Consider the following 25,988-nt stretch of genomic DNA (forward strand, 5'->3'; position numbering starts at 1 on the left):
ATCACCATGCGACACTCTCCCCGCGCCCGTTTCTTCGGTGCCGTCGGCATCGTCGGCGGGGTGCTCTTCCTCGCCGGCTGGGCCGTCGTGTTCAGCGACCCGGCCGTGCGGACGACCTCCTGGTACATCGGCAACACGCTCGGCGCCATCGCCTGTACCGCCGTCGCCGTACTGACCGGCGGGCTCGCCCTGTTGAAGGAGGCCGGACCAGGCCTTCCCGCACGAATCACCTTGGCTCTGTGGCCCGTCGGCTGGCTGCTGCTGAGCATCGGCGGGGTCATCATGCTCACGACCGGCCATGACAACGCACTGCTGCCGGTCGGCGGCATCTTGTCGGTGCTCGTGGCGCTCGTCGCGGGGATCCTCATCGCCCGAAGGGCCGACCTGTCACGCGGCCGCCGATGGGCGCCCCTCGTCTACGGCGTCGGCGGCTTTCTGCTCACCTTCGCCCAGAGCGACCGGCACGACCTGCTGACCAACATCGTCGACCTGGTGACCTACCTCCTGCTCCTTGCCGTCGGGGTCGCGCTCCTTGCGGGGGCGAAGGAACACCAGGCGGTCGTGGACAGCACAACCGGGGCAGCACGGTCGGCGGGCTGAGTCCGCCTACGTGTCGGGGGCGGCCGCAGGCGCGGCCGCCCATGACGCGGGAGGAAGAGTCACAATCACGAGTCGGTGACGAGTTCCGCCTCATCCGGCGGGACCGCTGCCTGCTACGGCACCAGCGTGGTTCGGTCCGGGGACTCATCCGCGCTTGGCATATTCCGGCAACCGGCGGGCGACCTCGTCCGGGGAGGGCATGCGGGCGATCTCCTCGGCGATCGCCCGGGCCGCGTCGCCGTAGCCGGCCTGTCCCTGCTGTGGCAACAGCTTCCGGGCGTGTTCGGCGACGGCGTTCGCGCTCACTTCGTCGGGAAGAAGGCGCAGCCCGGCGCCCGCTGAGCTGATCGCATCGGCGTTGGCGAATTGGTCGGCTCCCTGGGGGAGGATCAGTTGCGGGGCGCCGACGGCGAGCGCGCCGAGGGTGGTGCCGCTGCCACCGTGGTGCACGACAGCGTCGATGTGCGGCAACAAGTCCGCCTGCGACACCCAGGTCTGCACGGTGACGTTGCCGGGCAGGTCGCCGAGTTGCTCCGGGCGCACCCGGCCGGCGGCTACCACCACGCGTGCGTTCAGCGTCGCCAAACCCTCAATGGCCGCGATGAGCAACTCCGGGGTGCCGAACGCGGTACCGAGCGTCAGGTAGATCAGCGGCGTGGAATCGCGCCGGCTGACCCAGGCGGGCAGTGCGGCCGGTGCGGAATACGGGAGGGGACGCATTTCGAGTCGGTCTTCGGCGGCGAGGAAGTCCTTGTCCTGCAAGGAGGGCGGGCAGATGTCGATGTGCGGCCGTCCGGGAGCCTCGGCGTTCTTCGTGGGCAGTTCGAGACCGATTCCTTCGGGGAACAGGCGGCCGAACCCATGCCAGATACCGGGGATTCCGGCACGGTGCGCGGCGATCGCCGCCCCCGGCAGTCCCCATTCATGTACGACGAGGTCGGGCCGTAACCGTGCCAGTTCCGGTTCGAGATCCTCGGCATACATCTCGTAGAACGAATCCGCCGGGCGGAAGGGCCGCAGTCCGTTCGCGGCCAGCGGTGCGTGCACGTCCTCTCCGGCGGCGAAATGCACCTCGTACCCGGCATCTCGTGCGGCGATCGCGAGCGGGATCAGCGGGTAGGTGTGACCGACCGACGCAAGACTGGCGAAGAGCACACGCATGCCGACGACCATACGTGGCGTGCGGATCCCTGTAGTGGTCGAGGAGACGACGATGAGCCACGAAACCACCCCGCTGCACGGTGCCGAGGCCCGGCCGTTCCCGCTGGAACCGACGCCGATCCACGTGCCCGACGACGTGCTCGCCGACCTCCGGCAGCGCCTGGAGCTGACTCGCTGGCCTGACGACGCGGGCAACAACGATTGGCATTACGGCGTGAACCGCACCTACCTGCAAGAACTCGTCGACTACTGGCGCACCGGCTACGACTGGCGCAAGGCCGAGGCTGCGATCAACGCCTACGAGCACCATCACGTCGAGGTCGAGGGCGTGCCGGTGCACTTCATGCGCAAGCCCGGAGTCGGCCCGAATCCGACACCTTTGATCCTCACGCACGGCTGGCCCTGGACGTTCTGGCACTGGTCCAAGGTCGTCGACCCGCTGGCCGACCCGGGCGCGTACGGCGGCGATCCCGCCGAGGCGTTCGACGTGATCGTCCCCTCGTTTCCCGGCTTCGGGTTCTCCGCCCCGCTGCCGGACGACCCGGACATGAACTTCTGGAAGGTCGCCGACCTCTGGCACTCCCTCATGACCCGCACGCTCGGCCACGAGAAGTACGCCGCCGCCGGCTGCGACGTCGGAGCCCTGGTCACCGGCCAACTCGGGCACAAGTACGCCGATGAGCTCTATGCCATCCACATCGGCTCCGGTCAGAAGCTCACCCTGTTCGACGGCGACCGGGCCTGGGACCTGAGCGGCGGCCGGCCCATCCCTGACGGCCTGCCCGCCGACGTCCACGCCCAGATCGTCGCGTGGGAGAAGCGGTTCGCCGTCCACCTCGCCGCGCACGTGCTCGGCCCGAGCACGCTCGCCTACGGGCTGTCCGACTCACCCGCCGGGATGCTCGCCTGGATACTCGAACGCTGGGTGAACTGGAGCGACAACGGCGGCGACGTCGAGACCGTCTTCACCAAGGACGACCTGCTCACCCACGCCATGATCTTCTGGGTCACCAACACGATCGGCACCTCGATCCGCACCTACGCCAACAACAACCGCTACCCGTGGACCCCGTCCCACGACCGGCGGCCGACTGTCGAGGCGCCCACCGGTATCACCTTCGTCGGCTACGAGAACCCGCCCGGCGTCAGCACCGACCGGCGCGTCCAGAGCTTCCTCGACGGTGACCGCGCCGCCTGGTACAACCACGTCAACCTCACCGCCCACGACCACGGCGGCCACTTCATCCCCTGGGAGATCCCCGAGCTGTGGGTCGACGACCTCCGGCGAACCTTCCGCGGCCGCCGTTAGCCAGTGCGCTCGGCGGCTTGGCCCCAGGCCCGAAATCGCCTCGAACTCGGCAACGGCTTCGTCAGCCGCCCCGACCAAAGTCGTAGGCGGGCGTCACCTCAGTCGGACTCGGGATGACCGCGCGCCCGATGCGGTGGCAGGCCGTGACGGCGACGATGTCCACATGACTCCCCCCATCGGTTACCTGACGACAGTGACTCTCACCGCGGTCTGTGTGGTGCTCGGCCTGCGACCGGTGGGCAGGCCGTGGTCGCTCGCCTATCTGAGCTTCCGCATCGGCATCGTGATCAACGAGTTGCCCTTCGTCGTCCTCTACTGGCTCCTGGCCTCGACGGCGCTGGCCCTCGGCCAGGGCTCCATCGACATACTGGGCGGATGGCCGGCCGCCGTGGTGCTGGCCCTGTTGGCGGTCGTCGTCCGGCGGGGGCTGCGGACGGGTCCGGTCATCGACCATGCCCTCGCCGAAGGCCTCGGCAGCGGGTGGCGCGCCGCCGACGTGAATCGGCGTCGCCGGCTCCCGCTCCTCCGCATCCTCTTCCTGCCGGTCGCGATACGCCCCCGCGACGTCGAGCGGCGGGCGGACATCAGCTACGGCGACGCGGGCCGGCGTAATCTCCTCGACGTCTACCGCCATCGCTCCCACCCCTCGGGCGGTCCCCTGCTGATCCACCTGCACGGGGGTGGGTTCAACAGCGGGAGGAAGAACAGTCAGTCGCTCCCTCTCATCCACCGGCTCGCACGCCGAGGGTGGGTGTGCATCAGCGCGAACTACCGCCTCAGGCCTGCGGCCCAGTTCCCCGACCACCTGGTCGACCTCAAGAAGGTGATCGCCTGGGCGCGGGAACACGCGCACGAGTACGGCGCCGACCCGTCGATGATCTTCGTGTCGGGCAGTTCCGCGGGAGGTCACCTCGCCTCGATCGCCGCCCTCACCCCCAACGACCCCGACTTCCAGCCGGGATTCGAGCACGCGGACACCTCGGTCACCGCCGTCGTCTCCCTGAACGGCTGGTACGGGAACTACTACGGCCAGGGCCCCGAATCCTCGCCCATGGCCTACATCAGGCAGGACGCGCCACCGTTCTTCATCGCGCACGGTGACCGGGACTCGATCGCGCCCGTCGACGCCGCGCGGCTCTTCGCCGGGAAGCTGCGCGGCACCTCGTCCGCCCCGGTCGTCTACGCGGAGTTGCCCGGCGCGCAGCACGCGTTCGACCTGTTCCACTCCCTGCGTTTCGAAAAGGTCGTCGACGGGGTCGAGGCCTTCGCCGCCTGGGTGCTCTCCCACCGGCGATAGAACGCCGCCCCTCTTCGGATGCCCGGTCGGGCACCCGAAGAGGCGGCGTTAGGTGCACGTTGACCGCACGTTAGGGCCCGCTTCGCATACTGACCGCGTGAATCGCATCGCGGTGTACGTCCAGGCTCACGACCCCATCCTCCGAGCCGGGGTGACCAGTCAGCTCCGCCAGCGCCCCGAGGTGCGACTGGTGGGCCAGGACGAGGCGCGGGTCGCCCTCGTCGTCGGCGACACCGTCGACGAGGAGTTGCTGCGATCGTTGAAGGCCCTGCGCTGCCGGGCCGACCTGCGCATTCTCGTGATCTCCCGGCACGTCGACGACGCCGGCCTGATCGCGGTCATGGAGATCGGGGTCGCCGGGCTGGTCCGCCGGGCGGAGGCCACACCCGACCGGCTCCTGGCCATCGTCGAGGCCGCCTCCAAAGGAGAGGGATCCCTGCCGCCCGACCTGCTGGGCCGGCTGCTCTCCCAGGTGGGCAGCGTCCAGCGCGACGTGCTCGGCCCGCGCGGCCTGTCGTTCACCGGCCTCGCCGACCGGGAGGTGCAGGTGCTGCGCCTGGTCGCGGATGGTTACGACACCGCCGAGATAGCGGCGCGGCTCTGCTACTCCCAGCGCACCGTGAAGAGCGTCATGCATGACGTCACGACGCGGCTCAACCTGCGCAACCGCTCGCACGCGGTCGCCTACGCGCTCAGGAACGGCCTGTTGTGATCCACGAAATCGACGAGGCCCTGCGGAACCTGATCCGCGAGAACGCGCTGGCCGGCAGCGGAATCGAGGTGCTGCTCGAGGCGCCGACGAAGGAGTGGGCGGCCCGGCGGAACACCCCCACCGTCAACATGTACCTCTACGACATCCGCGAGGACCTGCGCAGGCGCGAACTGGGCCGGATCCCGGAGTACGACTCCGACGGCCGGATCACGGCACGTCACCGGCCGCCTCGCCACATGAAGCTGTCCTACCTCGTCACCGCCTGGACGCAGCGGCCGGAGGACGAGCACCGGCTGCTCTCGTCGATGCTGGTCGTCCTGCTCGCCAACGAGATGATGCCGCCGTCGCGGCTCACCGGGTCCCTCGCCGAACTGGGGCTTCCCGTGCCGATGACCGTGGCGTCGCCGCCTCCGGAGGACCGCGCGTTCGCCGACGTCTGGACGGCTCTCGGCGGCGAGCTGAAGCCCTCGCTGGACGTGGTCGTCAGCGTGCCCGTCCCTGCCGTGCCGCCGGAGCCGGCGGCCCCGCTGGTGACGGAGGACCTGGTAGCCCGGGTCGTGAACAGGCAGACCCGCATCGCGATGTCCCGCCAGGCGAAGGACCGGCGACCGTGACCGACCCCGGCGTGACGCACCTGTTCGGGCGGCTCGGCCTCGTCGAGCGGCGGGTCCGCGGCGCCGTCGCCGCCTTCCGCGCCCGCGATCCGATCCCGGACGACCCCTTCCGCGGCCTCTACCTCTCCGACCAGGCGGTCGAGGAGATCCTGCGCTCGCGACGGCTGCCCATCGGGGACGGCGATCCCGGTCTCGCCGAAGTGGAGGCCGCCGCGGACCAGGCGGAGGCCGCGGGCGGGCGGTCCCGGCTCCGCGACCTCACCGCCGCCGCCGGCCTGAGCCACCTCGACGTCGAACTCCTGCTCGCCGCCGTGCTGCCCGACGTGGACAGCCGCTACGAGCAGCTCTACGGCTACCTGAACGACGACGTCACACGGCGGCGGGCCACGGTCGGGCTCGCCCTCCGGCTCTGCGGCATGCAGGAGGCCTCGGCACACGCGCGGGCCCGGCTGGACGCGCTGGCCGATCTCGGGCTCCTGGTCGTGGAGGAGCCCGAGCGGCCGCTGCTGTCCCGCACGCTCCGGGTGCCGGACCGAGTGGTCGCGCACCTGCTCGGCGACGACCGGCCCGACGCCGCGCTCGCGGCGGTTCTCACCCTCCCCGCCGCCCACACGACAGCCGGCACGACCATCGACACGACGATCGACACGGCAGCCGGGGGGCGGGCAGCGGTGACGCTTCCCGGAGCCGAACGGCTGGCGCGAGCCGTACAGAACGGTGTCCGTCTCGTCTACCTGCGGGAACGCGCCGGAGGAAGCGGGCACGCACTCGCCGTGGCCGCGCTGTCCCGAGCGGGCGCCGGGGCGCTCTGCGCGGACGCCGCCCGGCTCACCCCCAACCTCGCGCGCTCGCTCTACCGTGAGGCGCTGCTGACCGGACGCGGAATCGTCATCGGTCCGATCTCCGGCCCGCTTCCCGCGCCACCGAGCGCGAACGTCGTCGTCATCATGTACGGCACGGCCCCCTTCGACCCGCACTGGAGCTCCACTCCCCCGCTGCCCGCCGACGTGGAAGCCGTACCCGGCGCGGTGCGGGCGGAGTTGTGGCGCGACGCGCTGAACGGCCTGCTCGCGCCAGGAGCCGACCCGGACGCCGCGACCGCCCATTTCACGCTGGGCCCCCAGCAGATCACCCGGGCGGCGACGGCGGCCACCCTCATCGCGCTCGCGGAGGAGAGCCCGCTGCGCGCCGACCATCTGCGGCTCGGCGCACGCGCCCAGAACGCGGGCGGCCTCGAACGGCTGGCCCGCAGGATCGAGCCGGCCGTGGGCTGGGACGACCTCGTCCTTCCCCCCGACGTCACAGCACAACTCCGGGAGCTCGCCGCGCGGGCGAGGCACCGGGACACGGTGCTCGGCGAATGGCGGATGCGGCCGGGAGGCGGCCGCGGCCGTGGCGTGACCGCCCTGTTCGCGGGCGACTCCGGCACGGGCAAGACCATGTCGGCGGAGGTCATCGCCGCGTCGCTCGGTCTCGACCTGTACACCGTGAACCTGGCGACGGTCGTCGACAAGTACGTCGGCGAGACCGAGAAGAACCTGGAGCGGATCTTCGCCGAGGCGGCGGGGGTCAACGGCGTCCTGCTGTTCGACGAGGCCGACGCGATCTTCGGCAGGCGGTCGGAGGTCCGCGACGCGCACGACAGGTACGCCAACATCGAGAGCGCGTACCTGTTGCAGCGCATGGAGACCTTCGACGGCCTCGCGATCCTGGCCACCAACCTGCGCGCCAACCTCGACGAGGCCTTCACCCGGCGGCTCGACCAGGTGGTGGACTTCCCCGTGCCCTCCTCCGACCTGCGGCACACGTTGTGGGACCGGTGCCTGGGGGCGCGTCTGCCACGCGACCCCGACGTGGACCTCGACTTCCTCGCGCGCTCCTTCGAACTCGCGGGCGGGCACATCCGGTCGGTCGCGATCACGGCCGCCTACCTGGCGGCGACGTCAGGTGAACCGGTGTGCATGGCGGACCTCGTCGGGGCCGTCGCCCGGGAGTACCGCAAACTCGGACGCCTCTGCCTGGAGCGGGAGTTCGGGACCTATCTCTCCCTCGTCACCCCGGAGCGCCGATGAACTGCGCCAGTTGTGGCACCAGCAATCCACCCGGAGCCCGGTTCTGCGCGAACCCCGGCTGCGGGGCGTATCTCTCCTGGTCCGGGCAGGCCCCGGCCGAGGAGAGGCAACCGCAGACCGCGTTGCGGCCACAGGCGGGCGGCAAGACGGGCATGCGGATGGAACTCGACGCGACGGACCTGACGGCCGAGCCCGGCACCGGCGCGCAGTCGCGGGCCACCGTGCACAACACCGGGACCCGGGTCGAGCGGTTCGCGCTGACCGTCACCGGCACCGCGGCCCGCTGGGCCGCCGTCGACCCCGGGGAGCTCACGGTCTATCCGGGCGACGCCGCCACCGCGACGATCACCTTCACGCCGCCCCGCTCCCCCGCCGGACCGGCGGGCACCTGGGACTTCGTCGTGGCGGCGGCCTCCATGGTCAGCGGCGGCCTCCGCGACGACGTGCCCGGCAGGCTCACGATCGGGAGGTTCCACGCGCTGAAGGCCGTACTGTCACCCGCCGCGTCCCGTGGCGGCGTCCGTACGCGGCACTCGCTGATGCTGGAGAACCAGGGCAACGCCCCTGAGGACCTGCGGCTCGCCGCCACCGACGCGGAGAACGAGTTGCGCATCGGGCTGCCCGCCCAGGTGCGGCTCGACCCCGGCAAGGCGGCGGTCTCCGTCGAGGTCGGGGCGGCGCCCGCGACGTTCGGCATGCCGAAACGGGTGCCGTTCACGGTGGTCGTGACCCCGGCGGGCCAACCACCCGTCACGGCGGAGGGCACCCGCATCGTCACCCCCCGGTTCGGCCGCTGGCCGCTCGTCGTGGCGCCTGTGCTGGTCATCGCCCTCGTCGCGGGCGTCCTCGCGCTGACCCGTTCCTCCACCGGCCCGCCCGCCACGGCGGGGGCGGGAAGCACGGCCGCCCCGGACGGCGGCTCGGACACGACCGCCCCGGACGGCGGCTCGGACACGACCGCCCCGGAGGAGGCCACGAACGGGAACTCGGCCGCACCGGGCGAGGGGGCGAAGCCCACCCCCAAGGCGACCGTGAAGAAGACGCCGAAACCGGTGACCCCTCCGGCGTACGTCGCCGGCAAGGGCGAGCTCACGGGCGGCGTGGCGGAGGTCGCCGTACGGAACCTCGCCTCCAGCGCGAGGATCTTCCTCACCCCGGATCTGACCGCCATCACGATGGCGGGCACGACCATCGGCGACGACCGCCCGCGCACCGGGGGCAACTTCCCCGCCGCGGCGCTGCGGGTGACCGGGCGCGAGAAGAGCTCGTTCCGGGTCGGGCCGGTCACCGGCGACTCGCCCGACGGCCTGCGTTTCAGTTATCTCGTGGTCGACCGGCAGCGGGGAACCCTCGGCGGCCTGCCGTACGAGGCGGGCAGTGCGCGCATCGGAACCGGCCAGCAACGGGTGCAGGTCTCCGGCATCGAGACCGCGACTCCGGACAGCGTGATCATCCTGACCGTGCGGGACGGCGGCCAGGCCGTGCGGATCGACGACAAGGAGCAGGGCGGCTTCATCGCGTCGACCCTCGACGCCTCGGCCGCGACGTCCGAGGTCGCCTTCGACTATCTCGTCGTGGACCCGGCCGGGGACGGGAAGGGGCAGGTGAAGGCCGCCGCCGGGCTCGCCAGGACCGTTCCGGGCAACGTCGGCGTCGCCGCTCCCCGGCTTGAGCACGACGTGATCGGCCTCCGATCGGCGGTGCTCCTCACGCCGGACGCCACGAGCTACCGGGACGACACCGGCCTCTACGCCTCGGCGTTGACGGACGTCTGCGTGCTGAGCCAGGGCGACGGCTTCGCCGAGGTCGAGCCGTTCTACACCCGGCGACCATTCGTGAAGATCCCATATGACTGGCTGGTCGTGACATGACTTTGACATGCGCCAAGTGCGGCTTCCAGAACGTCGGCGGAGCCCAGTTCTGCGCGAACCAGACGTGCGGCGCCTACCTTCCGTGGGACCGTGCCCGGCAGCCGGAGACGGGCCGGGTACCCGTCGCCGAGCAGCGCGCGGGCCTGCGCATCGATCTCGCGGAGGCGTCCCTGACGGTCGAGCCGGGCCAGACGATCGGGACCCAGGTGACGATCCACAACACCGGGACCCGCGTCGAGCAGTTCCAGCTGCGGCTGTTCGGGCCTGCCGCGGCGTGGGGGCAGGCCGACCCGGCCGAGCTCGCCGTCTATCCGGGCACCAAGGCCACCTGCGCGTTGCGCTTCACCCCACCCCGCTCGTCGGCGGCCGGTGCCGGCCGGTGGGATTTCGGCGTCCTCGTCGAGTCGTCGGTCAACACCGGTCTGCACGCGGACGCGACCGGCTGGCTCACGGTCGGCACGTTCTCCGCGCTCACGGCCGAGCTGTGGCCGCAGGTCACACGTGGCCGGGGAACGACGGAGCACTCCCTCATCCTCGACAACCAGGGCAACCTCTCCGAGGTGGTGAAGCTGAGCGCCACCGACGAGTCCGGCGAACTCCGGCTCGACCTGCCCACATCGGTCTCCGCCGTTCCCGGCCGGACGACCGTGCCCATCAGGGTGACCGTGGTGAGCGGCCAGGACGACGGCCGGACCTACCGCTTCACCGTCACCGCGGCCGCGCGCGACCGCGCGCCGATCGCCGTGAACGGCTCTCGCGCGGTCCCGGCTCCGCCGCGGCCCCAGCCGAAGCCGGCCCCCGCGCCCCCGCCGCCGCGGCCCGAGCCGCCGCCGGAACCCCCGCGGCCGCAGGTCGTGTACGTCCCGTCGGGCGCGCAGCGGCAGCGCAGGGCAGGCTGCCTCGGCGGACTGGTCAAACTGGTGCTCTGGTGTGTCGTCATCGCCCTGCTGCTCGCGGCCGCATCCTGGGCATACGACAACCAGGACCAGGTGCGATCGTGGCTGGAGGGCCTGCAATGAGCGTCACGTGTGCGGTCTGCGGCCAGGTCAACGCCGAAGGCACCCAGTTCTGCGTCAACCCCTCCTGCGGCGCGTACCTGCCGTGGGACCGGACGGCGACCCACCGCCCACCCGCCCAGGAGCCGCCGCCACCGGACCAGCGGGGTTCGACCTCCCACCCGCCGCAGCCCGAGGCGCAACCGCAGACCGCCCGGCACGAGCGGGTGGAGCAGGAGCAGCGGTCGGGGGCGCGGATCGAGCTCGCCGATCCCACGCTCACGGTCGACCCGGGGCAGATCGCGGAGACCCAGGCGACCATCCACAACACCGGGAACCGGGTGGAGCGGTTCCTGGTCCGCGTCTCCGGCCCCGCGGCGTCCTGGGCGAGCGTCGAGCCCGCCGACCTCACCGTCTATCCCGGCCGTCCGGGTGTCTGCACCGTGAGGTTCGCGCCCTCCCGCCAGGCGGCCTCGTCCGCGGGCACGTGGAGCTTCGGTGTGCTCGCCGACTCGCAGGTCACCTCCGGCCTGCAGGCGAGCGCCGTCGGAGCGGTGCACCTGGGCGGTTACCGGTCGCTCACGCTGACGCTCGAACCGGGCGCCGCTCGCGGCGGGAGCCGTACGACGCAGACGCTGCTGATCGACAACCAGGGCAACGTTCCCGAGCGGTTACGGCTCACCGCGTCCGACACCGACGGGCTGCTGAGTTTCGAACTCCCGGCAGGCACGACCGTCGAGCCGGGCAGGTCGGCGGTCCCGTTCCAGGTGCACGCCCGGCAGGAATGGCTCGGCAAGCCGCAGCGGATTCCGTTCCACATCGTGGCCACACCGGAGGAGGGTCAGCCGGTGAGCGCCGACGGCGTACGGATCGTCCGGCCGCGGCTGGGCGTGCTGCCGCTGGTTCTGGCCGGCGCCCTGGTGGCCGTCCTCGCCGGGGGCCTGGCGCTCAACCTGCGGCCGTCCTCGTCCGAGACGGGTTCCGGCCCGATGGCGGTGGCGGGATCGCCCACGCAGGAGGACGCCTCTCCGGCGCCGGGGGTCACGATGCGGTCTCCCGAACCCCCCTCGCCGTCGCCTTCTCCCCCTCCGCCTCCATCACCATCACCATCACCGTCGCCGTCGCCGTCGCCGTCGCCACGGGTGAAGACCCCCGCACCTCCTCCGGTGAACCCCGCGTCGCAACTGCTCGTCGAGTATCACCGGTCGGGCGGCTTCGCCGGGTTCGCCGATCGGATCACGGTGTTCGGGGACGGCCGCGCCACGGTCACCCGGGTGACGACCAACGTGGACACCACACTCACGCCCGAGGAGTTGGCCGGGCTCACCGAGAATCTCGGGCGACTGGAGCTCGGCGAACCCGCGCCGGAGCCCGGCGGGGCCGACCACATCACGTACGAGCTGATCGTGAACGGTGAGCGGTCCGTCCGTTACGACGCCCTGCCGCAGGACTGGCAGGACGTGACGGCCATCCTCGACCAGGTGATCGAGCGCCAGTAGGGGTGCCGTGCCCGAAGGGGCGGTCTCCGCCGCCCCTTCGTACGGACCTCCGGTCCTTCTTGCCCGCTGCGGAGCATGTCAGCGTCGGGGAGACGACACTGCTCCCAGGGGGCGCTATGCACAGGCATGCCGGTGACCTCGGCGCGGAGTTCCGGCCGCCGGGCGACCGCGCGCGAGCCGACGAGGGGGCGGCTCTCGAGGCGGGGGGAATGGATCCGCGCGGCCTGCTCGGCCTGCAGCGCACGGCGGGCAACGCGGCGGTCAGCGGGATGCTGGAGGAGGAACGCTCGCCGGTCCACGATGTGATCTCCTCGGGCGGTCAGGCCCTCGACCACGAGGTCAGGGCCGACATGGAGGGCAGGTTCGGCGCGGACTTCTCCGACGTGCGGATCCACACGGGCGAGCAGGCCCGGCACTCGGCCACCTCCGTGAACGCCCAGGCGTACACGGTCGGGTCGAATGTCGTGTTCCAGCACTACGACCCGTCCTCCGACGCCGGCCGTCACATGCTCGCCCACGAGCTCACGCACGTCATCCAGCAGCGCAACGGCCCGGTGGACGGCACGGAGGCGGGGGGCGGCGTGCGGGTCAGCGACCCGTCCGACCGCTTCGAGCGCGAGGCCTCGGCCACCGCCGACCACGTGATGTCGGCGCCTGCCCCCGCCGTTCAGCGCGAGGAGGCGCCGGAGGAAGAGGAGCCGACGGCCCAGACGTACGTCCAGCGCCAGGAAGAACCCGAGGAAGAGCAGGCGGAGTAGCCGTGCGCGCGCACACGGAACGCGGACACTCCTCGGACGACGAGACCCGGGCGGCGAAGCGGACGGCGCAAGCGTCCGACGAGGGGCTCGCCCACCTGCAGAGGGCAGCCGGCAACACCGCGGTGCGAGGCCTGATGTCACGGGCTCCCGCACTCCAGTCACCGGCCGTTCAGACCGCGCCGCCCACGTCGGCGCCGCCCGCCGCCGAGAACGCGGCCAAGTCCCCCGTCGCGACTCTCACCGAGCAGGTCGTCGCGGGCCAGTTCAAAGAGGCGCTGCTCTACCTCAACGGGCTTCCGATCGAGTACATGCTGGACTACCTGGAGAAGCTGGGTTTCGCCAACGCGAGCTACCTGCTGGCCAACCTGGGGACGGTGGCCGGGCTCGGAGGTCCTTCGGTCGCCCGGCTGGAAGCGGCGATTCGCACGACCGGCATCCGGCAGACGGGCACCTTCTCCGACCTGCTGATCCCCCTGCTGGATGCACTCAGCCGATCCGGGCTGCGTCAGCACTTCTCTGATCAGTACCTCGCGATCCGTGCCAAGGTGCGGCCACCTGCAGGCGGCTGGAACACACTCCTCCATCAGTATTTCGAGATGGCCCACCTGGGACCACTCGTCGAGTTGACGGTGGCGGACGACGTCTTCCGGGTGCTCGACTTCCTGCCCACCGCCGAGACGAACCAGGCGGTGAGCGCTCTCGGGCAGTCCGAACTGATCCTCCTCCTCAAGAACGGCCGGAGCGCCGACCGCTTCCCCGAAGGCGACCGGGTCAAGGCGTCGCTCGACGCCACCTGGCGCGCACAGTTCCCGGGGGTGGAACCACCCTGGCCGAAGGCGCCGACCGTCTCGGGACGGAACGTCGCGGCGATGTCCACGATGGACAAGCTCGCCGAATCGATCCGACGGTCCGAGAAGTACGGCGGAGCCGAGGTCAGCGGGAAGCTGGAGGAACTGCTCGCGCCCGCGTCTCTCGCGATGATCGCGGGCACGACGATCCTGTTCGCGGTGCTGGAGATGGGCACCGGTGGAACCGCCGGCCTCGTCATGCTCGGACTGTCGGCGTTGATGGTGGGCCCGGAGGTCTACACCATCGCCGGAGACATCAAGGCGTTCATCACCACGGCGGCCGGCGCAAACGACGAGATGGACCTCGACCTGGCCGGAAGCCATTTCGCCAAGGCGGCTGTGGCGATCAGCATCGACATCCTGATCGCCGTCCTGCTGCACAAACCGACCAAGATGGCGACTCCCAAGATCCAGGCGGGAGCGCGGGCGGCGGGCGAGTTCCTGAAGACCGCGGTGCCGATGCGGGGACAACGTCAACTGGTCCCGGCCCTCGTCATGGCCGGGGACGGACCGCGCTTCGTCCAGGCCTCGCCCGAACAACTGGCGGTGCTCGAGTCGACGGGAGGGCCGGCGCCTGCTCCGTTCGAGCAGCTCAGCGACTCCGCACTGAGAAAGTTGGCCACGACGGACAAGGCCGCCGCAGAGGCACTCATCAGACGCTACTGGACGATGCCGAAGAAGAAGCTGCAGGGCAAGGCCAGGAACGGCGACGGGACGGCGCAGTACGTGCTGGAACAGCGGATCAACCCCAATGACGAGGCACTGCGGAAGGCGCAGGGCAGCGACTACCGTCCCCCTCACACCGCCGAAGTGATCGTCACTCGGCCCGGCGTGGGCGAGGTCTCGAGGGACACGCTCAACAGCGGCAACATGACGGACCTCGAGGCCGCGGAGGGATGGCCGGAGAGCGCGCTGCTCACCCACACGGAGGCGCGTGCCGTACGCAATCCGGACCTGCAGCGCGGCGACACCATGACCATCATGGGGCAGTACGACCCCTGCGGGTCCTGTGTCGCACGGATGCGGCTGGCGGCCGACCGGCTCGGCATCCGGATCGACTACCACTGGATGGGCGGGCACAGATCCTTCGAGCCGATGACCCTCGTCAGAGGACCGCGATAGTTCGGCGGACAAGGCGCGGGCCTGCCCCTTGGGGCAGCGGACGAGGGACCAAAGGGTGGGCGGGCGGACGCTGCGCTCCCGGCCTGGGCGTCTGATTCTGGATGCGGGACGAGATTCCGCGAACGGAGGCAAGGATGCCCACATATCTGACCCCGGGTGTGTACGTCGAGGAGGTCGAGGCGGGCTCACGGCCGATCGAGGGGGTCGGTACGGCGGTCGCCGCGTTCGTCGGCTTCGCGGCGCTCGGGCCGTACAACACCGCGACCCTCGTCACGAGCTGGAGCCAGTTCACCCAGACCTTCGGGGACTTCATCCCGGGGTGCAACCTCGCACACGCCGTTTACGGATATTTCCTGAACGGCGGCGGCACCTGCTACGTCGTCCGCATCGGCGGCGACGGCGCGGGGACCCTGCCGGAACCGCAGGCGATGCTCGGCACCTACCGCGTCGCCGCGAAGGAACTGGAGAACGGCAAGCCCGAGATCGTCGTCGAGGTGGCGCAGCCGGCCGGGCAGGAAGAGGCGGGCGACCGGTTCAACCTGGTCGTGAAGCGCGACGGCAAGGTCGAGGAGACCTACGAGGGCGTCACCGCCAAGCGCGGCAAGGACAACGTGGCGACCCAGGTGCAGAGCAAGTCCCGGCTGATCACGCTCGTGGACACCGGCACCACCGCCGCCGTGCCGTCGCCCCAGTCGGTCACCCTGCGGACGCCGCCGGCCCCCGCCGCCGTGCCCGACCACATCTCGGCCGACGACTACGTCGGCAACGTCGCGGAGCGCACGGGCTTCGGCGGCCTGGAGGCCGTCGACGAGATCACCATGGTGGCGGTGCCCGACCTGATGGGCGCCTACGAGCGGGGGGCGATCGACCTCGAGGGAGTGAAGGTCGTCCAGGACGCGATCATCGCGCACTGCGAGCTGATGGGCGACCGCATGGCGATCCTCGACGCGCCTCCCGGCATGACGGCCCACCAGGTGAAGGAATGGCGCACCGACCTGGCCGGATACGACAGCAAGTACGCCACGCTCTACTACCCCTGGGTCAAGATCTTCGACCCGGCGGTGAACGCCACCCGGTTCCTGCCGCCCAGCGGCCACGTCGCCGGGATCTGGGCGCGCAGCGACGCCACGCGCGGTGTGCACAAGGCCCCGGCCAACGAGGTCGTGCGCGGCGCGGTGGCCCTGCAGACCCAGCTCACCAAGGGTGAGCAGGAATTGCTGAACCCCATCGGGATCAACTGCATCCGGGCGTTCTCCGGCCGCGGGATCCGGATCTGGGGCGCGCGGACGTTGTCCTCCGACCCGGCCTGGCGCTACCTCAACGTGCGGCGCCTGTTCAACTACCTGGAGGAGTCGATCCTCACCGGCACCCAGTGGGTGGTGTTCGAGCCCAACGACGACGCCCTGTGGGCCCGGATCCGGCGTTCGATCAGCGCCTTCCTGATCCTCGGCTACCAGCAGGGCTCGCTGTTCGGCCGCACGCCCGACGAGGCCTTCTACGTCAAGTGCGACGGCGAGACGAACACCGCGGAGAGCATCGAGGCGGGACAGGTCATCTGCGAGATCGGCGTCGCCCCGGTGAAGCCGGCCGAGTTCGTGGTCTTCCGGCTCGCCCAGATATCGGGCGGCGCCGGCCTCATCGGCGAATAGCACCCCGAACAGCACTCAAGGAGTTAGGTGATGGCACTCCCCGAGATGGACACCTCTGTCGGTCACTCCTTCGGCCTGGAGATCGACGGCATCGTCATCAAGCAGATCAGCGAGGTGTCCGGGCTCAAGATGGAGCAGGACGTCATCGACCTGCCGCAGAACACGGCCGACGGCAAGTTCATGCGCAAGAAGCTGCCCGGCCGTCCGAAGCCCGGAGAGGTGACGCTCTCGCGCGGTCTCACGAACGACCAGAGCTTCGAGAAATGGGCCAAGGACGCCCAGTTCGGCAAGATGAAGGACGCCAGGAAGGGCGGCGCCATCATCGTGTACGACTTCGAGGGCGTCGCCATCAAGCGGTACAAGCTGCACAACGCCTGGCCGAAGAGCCTGGAGATCGGCACCCTCAAGGCCGGCGACACCACCGTGCTGATGGAGAAGCTCGTCATCGTGCACGAGGGGATGGAGCCCGCGTGATGCGCCGCACCGCCCCGGCCGCCATGTCGCCAGTGGGGATGTCCACTGCGGAGATGTCCGGCGTCGCCGTCCCGGGTGCGGGCGATCCCGGCAGGGCCGCGGCCGACACGGGCGACCACGCACAGGACGGCCGGCCGTACGGCGGGCCCCGGCGCGAGACCATGCGCACGGAGTTCGCGTTCGAACTGCCCCGAGGCTACGTCGACGAGTACGGCACGGTCCACCGTGACGGCGTCATGCGTCTGGCCACCGCGCGGGACGAACTGGTCCCGCTCAGGGACGACCGGGTGCGCGAGAACCGCGCCTATCTCACGGTGGTTCTGCTCGGCCGGGTCGTCACGCGCATCGGGACCATCACCGACGTCCATCCCGGGCTGATCGAGAACTTCTTCGCCTCCGATCTGGCCTTCCTGCAGGACCTGTACCGGCGGGTGAACAGCGAGGGCCAGTCGCGGGCGGCCGTCGCCTGCCCCGAGTGCCGCCACGAGTTCACGGTCGACCTCTCGGGCAGCCGCCTGGGGGAACCGTGACCGACCGGCTGTACGAGGAGATCACCTATCTCGCGTACCACCTGCACTGGCCGCTCGACGACCTCCTCGACCTGGAGCATCACGAGCGCCGCCGGTTCGTCGCCGAGACCGGCCGGCTGGCCGGGTAGGCCGCGATGCGGTGGCCATGGACGCGCTCCGAGCCCGGGCGACCCGGCGAGGACGGCGCACGGACCGGGACCCGGGAGGACGCGCGAGCCGAGGCGACGGCCGCCGCGCTCCCGGACGCACACGCCGGGACACCGGCCGGGACCCGGCCGGACGCCCTGGTGGAGACGCGGCCGGTGCATCGCGGTGAGTGGCGATCGTTGCCACCGCTCCAGCGAGTCGTCGGCCCGCACCCGCTGGTCAATCCCGGCGACGCGTTCTCCGGCGCGCTGACGGCCTGGCGGAACCCGTCGTCGCTGGCGCCGCTCGGCCACTACGTCGTGGACCGGCCCGGCGGCCTCATCGGCTCCCTCTCCCCCGGTACGGCTCCCGCCGAACGACCGGGCACGCCGGACGACGACCATGCGCCGGTACGGCACGCGTCCACGGCCCCGGCCGGGCCCGAGCCGGTGACGATCTCCCGGTGGGCGGCTCCGGCACCCTCTCCCGGCGCGCTGCCGGTCGTGAGCCGTGAGGACGGATCCTCGCTCGTGGACGCGGGGTCGCACGGCCCGATGGGGGAAGGCGTGCGCGTCGAGGTTTCTCATGGAAGCACGCAGGCGTTCCCGGGAGAATCCTCGGGCGACGGCCTCCGCCATGTGGTGAGCGCCCAGGACGACTCCTGGGGTGCCCACACGGTCGACGCCCCACACGACGCCGGGGGCGCTCACGCCATCGGCACCGGGGACGGCTCGGCGCACATTCACGCGGGTGACGCCGACCTCGCGGGAGGCGGCATGCGTGCGCTCGCGGGCGACACGTCCTTGAGCACGTATGCCGCCGAGGCCGCTCCGCCGCTCTTTCACGAGACCGCCTCAGGGCAGGTCTCCGCGAAGGAGGCCGGGCCGCGGAGCCACCGCGAACCGCAGGCAGAGGGTCTTCCCTCTGTGCAGCGGACGGCCGGACGGCGGCTCGGACTCGGCCCACCCCTCGAAGGCGACGCGCGGGGCAACGGCCTGCCCGTGGACGCGCCGGGAAACGGCCTGTCTGCGCACGCACTGGGAGGCTCGCCGACTCGAACACCCGGCGCAGGACGGTCGTCCGGCCGGACGAGCGGGTCGGACGTCACGCCCACGGTCGCGCGGATGGAAGCGCCCGGCGCCCCCAGCCCCACGGACTCGTCGATCCAGGCGCGCACACTCATCCGATCGGCCACCCGTGACCCGGCGGAGACGCCGTCCGGCGTGCGGGCACCGGTGGACGCGGACCCCGTCGCGCCCACGCTCGGGTGGGATCGGCTCGACATACCCGTGCACTCGGCCGACTCCGGTCGCACCACCACCGGAGCGGAAGGAGCGGGCACCACGGCCGCCCAGGGGCTCGGCGAACCCGTTCAACGGACGCCGGCGGGCACCGTCACCTCCCGAGGTCCGGGCGAACCTGTTCGTCGGACCACAGCTGGAACCGAAGTCCCGGCCGGCGATCGGCCGGATGTCGTCGCGCGAGCCGTACGACTGGAAGCGGAGCCGACGCGTCCCCTCCTGGGCCTGAGCCTGATGCCAGAGGCGCCACAGGCCGTTTCCGGTCTGCTCTTCGACGACGGCGCGCACCGGACCCCCGGCGATCCCGCCGCAGGCGGTCCCCCGGTCACGCGACCGGCCATCAGGCAGACGGAGGAGCCGGGGCTCCAGCGCTTTACGGGCATGGGGGCGCGTACCCCGCTCCGGGAAGCGGCCTGGCCGGCGAGTCCCCCGGGAATCCGGACGGCCGGCTTCAGCGCACAAGCCATGCCTGCCGTACAAGCGTTCAGCGCGCACGCCATGCCGACCGTGCAGACCGTGCAGGCCCTCGGCACTCCTGCGGACTCCTCCGGCACCGGAGCGGAGTCCGGCCGCGCGGCGCCGTACGGCATGGCGGAGATGGCGGAGCACGTCGTGATGCGGCTGGCGGCGTCGGGAATCCCGGTGGCCCGCCAGGAGGATCCCGTCGCCGACCGGCCGGAAGTCGTGGAACCGCCACCCCAGGTAGCGCCGCCGGCGGAACCGGCGGGACGCGCGCCCGGGGACGCGAAGCAGGACCAGGAACTGGTGGGACGCCTGCTCGAACCGCTGCTGCGCCGCCTCAGGGCCGAGCTCTGGCTGGAACGCGAGCGCCGCGGCGACCTGTCGGAACCGGGCGGAAGGCGTTTTTGAATGGCGACTCGAATGGGCGACTCGGATAGGTGGTCCGCATGGATGAGGACCTGATCGCGGTCTCGGTGTGCTTCGTCGTCACGATCGACGGCAAGAACATCGGGGCGTTCAACAGCTGCGAGGGCCTGGGCTGCGAGGTCATGATCGAGCAGCGTGAGGTGGGCGGCAACAACGGGATGGTGCTGCAGTTGCCGACCCGGTTGAAGTATCCGAACGTGAAGCTGACCAGGCCGATCACCAAGGCGACCGCCGACAAGATCCCCATGTGGCTGACGAGCCTGGCCAAGGGCGTGCAGCGCAAGACCGCGACCATCGAGGCGCGTACGGCCATGGGCGAGGTCATCGTCGCCTGGGGGCTCACGGGGGTGGTCCCCGTGAGATGGACCGGGCCGCAGTTCACGCTCGACTCGCCCAAGGTGGCCACCGAGACGCTGGAGCTCGCCCATCACGGGTTCACCGGACCGGGATGGGGGGGTTGAGCGATGGCCGCCGCTCCCGTCACGTTCAGCGCCCCCGGCGTCACCGGCGCGGCTCCGGCCAGCGTGCAGGAGGCGTTCCTCGCGATCCACGAGCCGCCGAAGACGCCGACGGACCGCAACCCCGGCGCGCAGATCGGCACCGTGAAGTTCCAGTACAACCCGAAGGAGCTCTCGCTCACCAAGTCGGCGAGCTGGGAGCGCAAGGCGCAGAAGAAGACCGACCGCAGCGCCCGCCCGCAGTATCTGGGGTCGGACCCCTGCAAGCTGCAGCTGGAGATGTTCCTCGACGCCACGGAGAAGATGGACGACGGCGTGGTCAAGGCGGTGGAGCGGCTGTTCTCCTGCATGGTCTGCGCGGAGGGCAAGCCGACGCCCCCTTGGGTGATCTTCAACTGGGGCGGGCTGACCGGCTTTCCCGCGTTCGTCAGCAGCGTGACCGCGAAGTACACCCTGTTCACCCCCGGCGGGATGCCGGTGCGCGCCCTGTGCACGATCGCCGTGGAGGAGGTGTTCGGCACCACGAAGCGGCAGAACCCGACATCGGGCTCCCTGGCCGCCAGGGACGTGCACGTGGTGGTCGCCGGGGACACCCTGGCCGGCATGGCCTACGCCTACTACGGCGAGCCCGGCTTCTGGCGGGAGATCGCCAAGGCCAACGACATCGGGGACCCGATGCGGCTCCGGCCGGGCGCCCGGCTGCTGATCCCCGCGAGGGAGGAACTCGGTGGCGGGTGAGACGTTCTCCAGTGCCCTGCTGGTGGAGGTGGGCGGCGCCGAGCTTCCGCCGGAGATCGCGGCGCTGCTCGTCCACGGCTACGTGGAGGACAGCAGGAACCTGCTCGACACGTTCCTGCTGCGGTTCCGCGACCCGGGCCACCTGGTGGTGGACAAGGGCGGCCTGACCGTGGGCGCGAAGGTGACGCTGAAGGCGCAGACCTCCGACCCCGGCCCGCCGGTGACGCTGATGACGGGCGAGGTGGCCGGGCTGACGCTCGACCTGGACGCGGCGGGGACGATCACCGAGGTGCGCGGGTTCGACGAGGCCCACCGGCTGATGCGGGGCCGCCGCGTCGCGGCGTACCCGAACATGACGGTCAGCGACGTGGTCCGCCAGGTCGCCAGACGGGCGAACATCCCGGTCGGGCAGATCGACCCGCTGCCCGGCGTCGGCGGGCGGCTGCACACCCAGCTCAGCCAGGACAACGTGAGCGACTGGACGTTCCTGACCCGGCTGGCCGACCGGGTCGGCGCGCAGGTGGGGGTCTCCGGCGGCAGGCTCTTCTTCCGCCTGCCCGCTCCCCCGTCGGACGCTCCGGGGCCGACGGAGAAGGCCGAGCAGAACCCGCTCGTGCTGGAGGCCGACGCGAACCTGATCTCGCTGCGCGCCTCGGTGACCGCCGCCTCGCAGACCGCCGAGGTCGAGGTGCGCGGGTGGGACTACGAGCACAAGCAGGAGATCACGGCCACGGCCACACCGGCGCTGAAGGAGGCGGGCGCCGATCCGGCCGAGCTCGGCCGGACGTTCGGCGCGCCGACGGTGCTGGCGGGAGTCAGCGGGCACCGGACGCAGGCCGAGGTGAAGGCCGCGGCGGACGCGCTCGCCGCCGACCTCGGCGGCACGGCCGTCGAACTGGACGGCGTGGCCAAGGGCAACCCTCGGCTGCGTGCCGGCGCCGCGGTCTCGCTGGCCGGGGTCGGCGCGCCCTTCGCGGGGAAGTACACGCTGAGCGGCACCCGCCATCTGTTCTCGCCCGAGACCGGGTACACGACCGCCTTCTCGGTCTCGGGCCGCCAGGACCGTTCGCTGTACGGCCTGGCCTCGCGGGGCGCTTCCGCCGTGGCCCACGGGCTCGTCCCCGCCATCGTCAGCAACATCAAGGATCCGCTCACGATGGGCCGGGTGTGCCTCACGTTCCCATGGCTGAGCGGCGAGTTCACCAGCGGCTGGGCCCGGGTGGCCCAGCCGGGCGCGGGCAAGGACCGCGGGCTGGAACTGCTCCCCGAGGTGGGCGACGAGGTCCTCGTCGGCTTCGAGAACGGCGACTTCGACAGCCCCTACGTCCTGGGCGGCCTGCGCAACGGGACCGACACCGCACCGAGCCTGTCGGCCCCCGTGGTCGACGGCACGAGCGGCCAGGTGGCGGTGCGCGCGCTCGTGTCTCGCGTCGGCCACCGGCTGGAGTTCCTGGAAGAGCCCGGTGCCGTACGGCTCAGCACCGGCGACGAGCAGGTGACCCTGACGCTGGACGGGAAGTCGGGAGCCGTCGTGATCAAGGGGGCGAAGGGCGTGACCGTCGACGCGGGGACCGGCGCGATGGAGGTCACGGCGACCTCGGGCATCACCCTCGACGCGGGCACGGGGCCGCTGGAGCTCAAGGGAAGCCGGGTAACCGTCAGCGGCCAGGCCGACGTCACGGTCACCGGCGCGATCATCAAACTCAACTGACCGAACTCAACTGACCGAACCCAATTGACCACGGGGAGACGCGAGATGCCACCCGCCGCACGCGTGGGAGACCCGACCGGGCACCCGGGAACGATCAGCGGGCCGGGGGTGCCGGCCGTGCTGATCGGCGGCATGCCCGCCGCCACGGTGGGCACGATGCACGCCTGCGCCTTCCCCGCGGTCCCCCCTGCTCCCCCGCACCCGCCGACCCCGCTGGCCGGACCCGGCGTGCCGACCGTGCTGATCGGCGGCATGCCCGCCGCCGTCGTGGGCGACATGACGGGGTGCGGCGCGCCCGTCGTCATGGGCTGCCCCACCGTGCTGATCGGAGGCTGACCATGACGTCCGACTTCATCGGCGCGGGCTGGACCTTCCCCGTGCGCACCGACGCGACCGGCTCGATCGCGCTGGTCCGGGGGGAACGGGAGATCGCGGAGAGCATCCGGCTCATCCTCGGCACCTCGCCGGGCGAGCGGCCGATGCGGCCCGAGTTCGGCTGCGCCATCCACGACCTGGTCTTCGCGCCGGCCGACGCCCGCACCGCGGGCAGGCTCGCCGCGGAGGTGCGCCTCGCGCTCGAACGGTGGGAGCCGCGCATCGACCTCGACGACGTCCTCGTCCACTTCGACCAGGTGGACGAGGGGATCCTGCTCCTCGACATCAGGTACGCGCTGCGCGGTGACAACGATCCCCGCAACCTCGTGTTCCCGTTCTACGTGATCCCCGACGACGCGGCCCCCACCGGTGACGAGGGAGAGATCTGAATGACCCTGCCCGTGCCCGACCTCGACGACCGGCGGTTCCAGGACCTGGTGGACGAGGCCAAACGCCTGGTCCAGCAGCGTTGCCCCGAGTGGACCGACCACAACGTCTCCGATCCGGGCGTGACGCTGATCGAGACGTTCGCGTTCATGGTCGACCAGCTTCTCTACCGGCTCAACCAGGTGACCGACCTGCACTACCTGCGCTATCTGGAGCTGATCGGCGTGCGCCTGTTCCCGCCGACGGCGGCGCGCACCCAGGTCACCTACTGGCTGTCCGCCGCGCAGCGGCAGCCGGTGGTGATCCGGTCGGGCGCGCAGATCGCGGCCGAGCGCAAGGAGGGCGACGAGCCGGTCGTCTTCACCACCGAGGACGAGCTGGCCATGCCGCCGTCCGCGCTGGTCCGCGTGGTGACCCGGAACGGGGGCGGCGAACCGGTCGACCGGGGAGACGACCTCGCCACCGGCCAGGGATTCGCCTGCTTCTCCGAGGCGCCGGTCGCCGGTGACCTGCTGTACTTCGGCCTGTCCGTGGCGGTCCCCCGCTGCGCCGTTCTGCTGCGCGTGGAGTGCGAGCTCACCGGCGCGGGGGTGGACCCGCGCGATCCGCCGCTGGTGTGGGAGGCCTACACGGGCTCCGACTGGACGGCCTGTGAGGTGGACCGGGACACCACCGGAGGGCTGAACCGGCCCGGTGACGTGGTCCTGCACGTGCCCGAGGGGCACGTCACGTCGGTGGTCGGCCAGCATGCGGCCGGCTGGCTGCGCTGCGTCGTGTCCGAGCCCGCCGAGGGTCAGCCCTTCTATACCTCCTCGCCCCGGCTGCACGCCGCGGCCGCCTCCACCATCGGGGGCACCGTGGCCGCCGTGCACTCCGACTTCGTGTACGACGAGGTGCTCGGGACGAGTGAGGGCATCCCCGGTCAGCGGTTCGGCACCCAGCACGCGCCGATCATCAGCTCGGACAAGCCTCTGGTGGTGCTGGTGGTGGGCCACGGAGGCTTCCAGGAGTGGTGGGAGGTCGCCTCGTTCGCCGAGTCCGGGCCGGGCGACCGGCACATCCGGGTGGACCGGGCGGAGGGGACGATCGAGTTCGGGCCCGCCGTCAGGGAGGCCGACGGGTCGCTGCGGCAGCACGGCGCGGTACCGCCCAAACGAGGCGTCGTCCGCATCCCCGTCTACCGGACGGGCGGCGGACGGCGGGGCAATGTCGCCCGCAACGCGCTCGTCGTCCAGCGCGACGCCGTGCCGTACGTCGCCTCGGTGACCAACCGCAGGCCCGCCACGGGCGGCGTGGACGCGGAGTCCGTCAGGGACGCGGCGGTGCGCGGGCCGTTGCTGCTGCGCACCCGGGACCGCGCGGTGACCACCGGGGACTACGAGCAGCTCGCGAGGGAGGCGGCGCCCGACCTCGCGCGGGTGCGGTGCGTCCCCGTGGGCGCGGACGAGCGCGGGGTCGCCGCGGGCGTGCGCGTCCTGCTGGTGCCCGCCGTGCCCGACCCGGTCGAGGTGGCCTTCCGCGACCTCCGGGTCCCCGCCCCTCTGCGGGACCGGGTGACCGCCTACCTCGACGAGCGCCGGTGCGTCGGCGCCAGGGTCGTCGTCGAGCCGCCGTTCTACCAGGGCATCACGGTCGTGGCCCGGCTCAGGGCGTCGCGGGACGCCTCGCGCGACGGCGCCCGTGACCGTGCCCTGCTGGCGCTGCGGACCTATCTCAACCCGCTGGTCGGCGGCCCGGACGGCAGGGGTTGGCCGTTCGGCAGGGCCGTACAGACCGGGGAGGTCTTCGCGGTGCTGCAGCGGGTGGCGGGCGTCGAGCTCGTCGAGGAGGTCCTGCTGTTCAAGGCCGACCCGGTGACGGGGGAACGCACGACGCAGGCCCAGGTCATCGACCTCACGCCGAACGCGCTGGTCTTCTCCTACGGCCACCAGATCAAGGTGGAGGTCTAGATGCGCGGCGGCCTGAGCGGGCTCGGCACCGCGTTCCCCATCGGTGAGGCGCTCCCCTCCCTCTACGCCGAGGACGGGTACACCCAGCGGCTCACCGAGGCGCTCGACGAGGTGCTCGCGCCCGTGTTCACCACGCTCGACTGCCTGGACAGCTACCTGAGTCCCGAGCTCGCCCCCGAGGACCTGCTGGAGTGGCTGGCCGGGTGGGTGGCGCTGAGCCTGGACGAGCACTGGACGGTACGGCAGCGCCGCGCGATGATCGCCCGCGCGGTGACCGACTCGCGCGCCCGCGGCACGCTGCACGGGCTGCGCGATCAGCTGCGGCTGCTCACCGGCACGGACCTGGAGGTCGTCGACACCGGCGGATGCGTCTGGTCGGACGAGCCGGGCGCCCCGCTTCCCGGCTCCGTGGCCAACCAGGTGCTGATCAAGGCGCCCGGGCTGGATCCCGACCGGGTGCGCGCCCTGGCCGAGCGCATGCTGCCTGCCCACGTCCGCGTGGTCGTCGACGGCGGTACGGCTCCCGCGGACGCGTGACCTGTCC

Annotated in this window: 24 protein-coding genes; 23 read left to right on the plus strand and 1 reads right to left on the minus strand. The window is 71.6% G+C overall.

The features are described from left to right. The first annotated feature begins 6 nt into the window (after positions 1–6). The gene (locus Pmi06nite_RS07805; RefSeq protein ID WP_203952207.1) at positions 7–600 is read left to right on the plus strand and encodes a hypothetical protein; all 594 of its coding nucleotides are present in this window, start codon (positions 7–9) and stop codon (positions 598–600) included. A gap of 144 nt (positions 601–744) precedes the next feature. On the opposite strand, the gene Pmi06nite_RS07810 is transcribed toward Pmi06nite_RS07805, so the two are convergent. After that, complete coding sequence (locus tag Pmi06nite_RS07810) at positions 745–1,761, minus strand: glycosyltransferase (RefSeq protein WP_203952208.1); 1,017 nt, start codon at positions 1,759–1,761, stop codon at positions 745–747. Positions 1,762–1,813: 52 nt separating this feature from the next. Here Pmi06nite_RS07810 and Pmi06nite_RS07815 point away from each other — a divergent pair, with 52 nt between their 5' ends. The 22 genes from Pmi06nite_RS07815 to Pmi06nite_RS07915 all read left to right on the plus strand — a co-directional run bounded on the left by Pmi06nite_RS07815 (position 1,814) and on the right by Pmi06nite_RS07915 (position 25,981). Further along, positions 1,814–3,070: an epoxide hydrolase family protein gene (locus tag Pmi06nite_RS07815; protein WP_203952209.1), complete on the plus strand. Its 1,257-nt coding sequence runs from the start codon at positions 1,814–1,816 to the stop codon at positions 3,068–3,070. 163 nt (positions 3,071–3,233) lie between these two features. Then, positions 3,234–4,367 carry an alpha/beta hydrolase gene (locus Pmi06nite_RS07820; protein ID WP_203952210.1) on the plus strand — a complete coding sequence of 378 codons (1,134 nt, stop codon included), beginning with the start codon at positions 3,234–3,236 and terminating at the stop codon, positions 4,365–4,367. A 97-nt stretch (positions 4,368–4,464) separates the two neighbouring features. Further along, positions 4,465–5,079: a helix-turn-helix transcriptional regulator gene (locus Pmi06nite_RS07825; protein ID WP_203952211.1), complete on the plus strand. Its 615-nt coding sequence runs from the start codon at positions 4,465–4,467 to the stop codon at positions 5,077–5,079. Further along, positions 5,076–5,693 (plus strand): Pvc16 family protein, encoded by a 618-nt coding sequence (locus Pmi06nite_RS07830; RefSeq protein WP_203952212.1) that lies wholly within the window; start codon positions 5,076–5,078, stop codon positions 5,691–5,693. The genes Pmi06nite_RS07825 and Pmi06nite_RS07830 overlap by 4 nt, the downstream gene beginning before the upstream one ends. Then, positions 5,690–7,765, plus strand: coding sequence for an ATP-binding protein (locus Pmi06nite_RS07835; protein ID WP_203952213.1), 2,076 nt, complete (start codon positions 5,690–5,692; stop codon positions 7,763–7,765). Before Pmi06nite_RS07830 ends, Pmi06nite_RS07835 begins: the two co-directional genes overlap by 4 nt. Continuing rightward, positions 7,762–9,636: a zinc ribbon domain-containing protein gene (locus Pmi06nite_RS07840; protein WP_203952214.1), complete on the plus strand. Its 1,875-nt coding sequence runs from the start codon at positions 7,762–7,764 to the stop codon at positions 9,634–9,636. Before Pmi06nite_RS07835 ends, Pmi06nite_RS07840 begins: the two co-directional genes overlap by 4 nt. Next, positions 9,633–10,655, plus strand: coding sequence for a zinc ribbon domain-containing protein (locus Pmi06nite_RS07845; protein ID WP_203952215.1), 1,023 nt, complete (start codon positions 9,633–9,635; stop codon positions 10,653–10,655). The genes Pmi06nite_RS07840 and Pmi06nite_RS07845 overlap by 4 nt, the downstream gene beginning before the upstream one ends. After that, positions 10,652–12,130 carry a COG1470 family protein gene (locus Pmi06nite_RS07850; protein WP_203952216.1) on the plus strand — a complete coding sequence of 493 codons (1,479 nt, stop codon included), beginning with the start codon at positions 10,652–10,654 and terminating at the stop codon, positions 12,128–12,130. Before Pmi06nite_RS07845 ends, Pmi06nite_RS07850 begins: the two co-directional genes overlap by 4 nt. Positions 12,131–12,246: 116 nt before the next feature. Then, the gene (locus Pmi06nite_RS07855; protein ID WP_203952217.1) at positions 12,247–12,888 is read left to right on the plus strand and encodes an eCIS core domain-containing protein; all 642 of its coding nucleotides are present in this window, start codon (positions 12,247–12,249) and stop codon (positions 12,886–12,888) included. 2 nt (positions 12,889–12,890) lie between these two features. After that, positions 12,891–14,858 (plus strand): hypothetical protein, encoded by a 1,968-nt coding sequence (locus Pmi06nite_RS07860; protein WP_203952218.1) that lies wholly within the window; start codon positions 12,891–12,893, stop codon positions 14,856–14,858. A gap of 134 nt (positions 14,859–14,992) precedes the next feature. Beyond that, complete coding sequence (locus Pmi06nite_RS07865) at positions 14,993–16,507, plus strand: phage tail sheath family protein (protein ID WP_203952219.1); 1,515 nt, start codon at positions 14,993–14,995, stop codon at positions 16,505–16,507. A gap of 30 nt (positions 16,508–16,537) precedes the next feature. Then, on the plus strand, positions 16,538–16,981 hold the full coding sequence (locus tag Pmi06nite_RS07870) for a phage tail protein (protein ID WP_203886013.1): 444 nt from the start codon (positions 16,538–16,540) through the stop codon (positions 16,979–16,981). Continuing rightward, positions 16,981–17,511, plus strand: a complete 531-nt coding sequence (locus tag Pmi06nite_RS07875; RefSeq protein WP_203952220.1) for a hypothetical protein — start codon at positions 16,981–16,983, stop codon at positions 17,509–17,511. The genes Pmi06nite_RS07870 and Pmi06nite_RS07875 overlap by 1 nt, the downstream gene beginning before the upstream one ends. Next, complete coding sequence (locus Pmi06nite_RS42545) at positions 17,508–17,639, plus strand: DUF6760 family protein (protein WP_275409551.1); 132 nt, start codon at positions 17,508–17,510, stop codon at positions 17,637–17,639. The genes Pmi06nite_RS07875 and Pmi06nite_RS42545 overlap by 4 nt, the downstream gene beginning before the upstream one ends. Before the next feature lie 6 nt (positions 17,640–17,645). After that, complete coding sequence (locus Pmi06nite_RS07880) at positions 17,646–19,808, plus strand: hypothetical protein (protein ID WP_203952221.1); 2,163 nt, start codon at positions 17,646–17,648, stop codon at positions 19,806–19,808. 38 nt (positions 19,809–19,846) lie between these two features. Next, positions 19,847–20,287: a phage tail protein gene (locus tag Pmi06nite_RS07885; RefSeq protein WP_203952222.1), complete on the plus strand. Its 441-nt coding sequence runs from the start codon at positions 19,847–19,849 to the stop codon at positions 20,285–20,287. A gap of 3 nt (positions 20,288–20,290) precedes the next feature. Beyond that, positions 20,291–21,022: a CIS tube protein gene (locus Pmi06nite_RS07890; RefSeq protein ID WP_203952223.1), complete on the plus strand. Its 732-nt coding sequence runs from the start codon at positions 20,291–20,293 to the stop codon at positions 21,020–21,022. Next, on the plus strand, positions 21,012–22,733 hold the full coding sequence (locus Pmi06nite_RS07895) for a VgrG-related protein (RefSeq protein ID WP_203952224.1): 1,722 nt from the start codon (positions 21,012–21,014) through the stop codon (positions 22,731–22,733). The genes Pmi06nite_RS07890 and Pmi06nite_RS07895 overlap by 11 nt, the downstream gene beginning before the upstream one ends. Positions 22,734–22,778: 45 nt before the next feature. Further along, positions 22,779–23,069, plus strand: a complete 291-nt coding sequence (locus Pmi06nite_RS07900) for a PAAR domain-containing protein (protein ID WP_203952225.1) — start codon at positions 22,779–22,781, stop codon at positions 23,067–23,069. Between the two features lie 2 nt (positions 23,070–23,071). Continuing rightward, entirely contained in the window at positions 23,072–23,497 is a 426-nt protein-coding gene (locus Pmi06nite_RS07905; RefSeq protein WP_203952226.1) for a GPW/gp25 family protein, read from the plus strand. Continuing rightward, positions 23,498–25,444: a putative baseplate assembly protein gene (locus Pmi06nite_RS07910; protein WP_203952227.1), complete on the plus strand. Its 1,947-nt coding sequence runs from the start codon at positions 23,498–23,500 to the stop codon at positions 25,442–25,444. It begins immediately after the preceding gene. Beyond that, positions 25,445–25,981, plus strand: coding sequence for a phage tail protein (locus Pmi06nite_RS07915; protein WP_203952228.1), 537 nt, complete (start codon positions 25,445–25,447; stop codon positions 25,979–25,981). It abuts the gene before it with no gap. The last annotated feature ends 7 nt before the right edge of the window (positions 25,982–25,988 follow it).

The organism is Planotetraspora mira (genome assembly GCF_016863275.1).
GTDB classification, from domain to species: domain Bacteria; phylum Actinomycetota; class Actinomycetes; order Streptosporangiales; family Streptosporangiaceae; genus Planotetraspora; species Planotetraspora mira.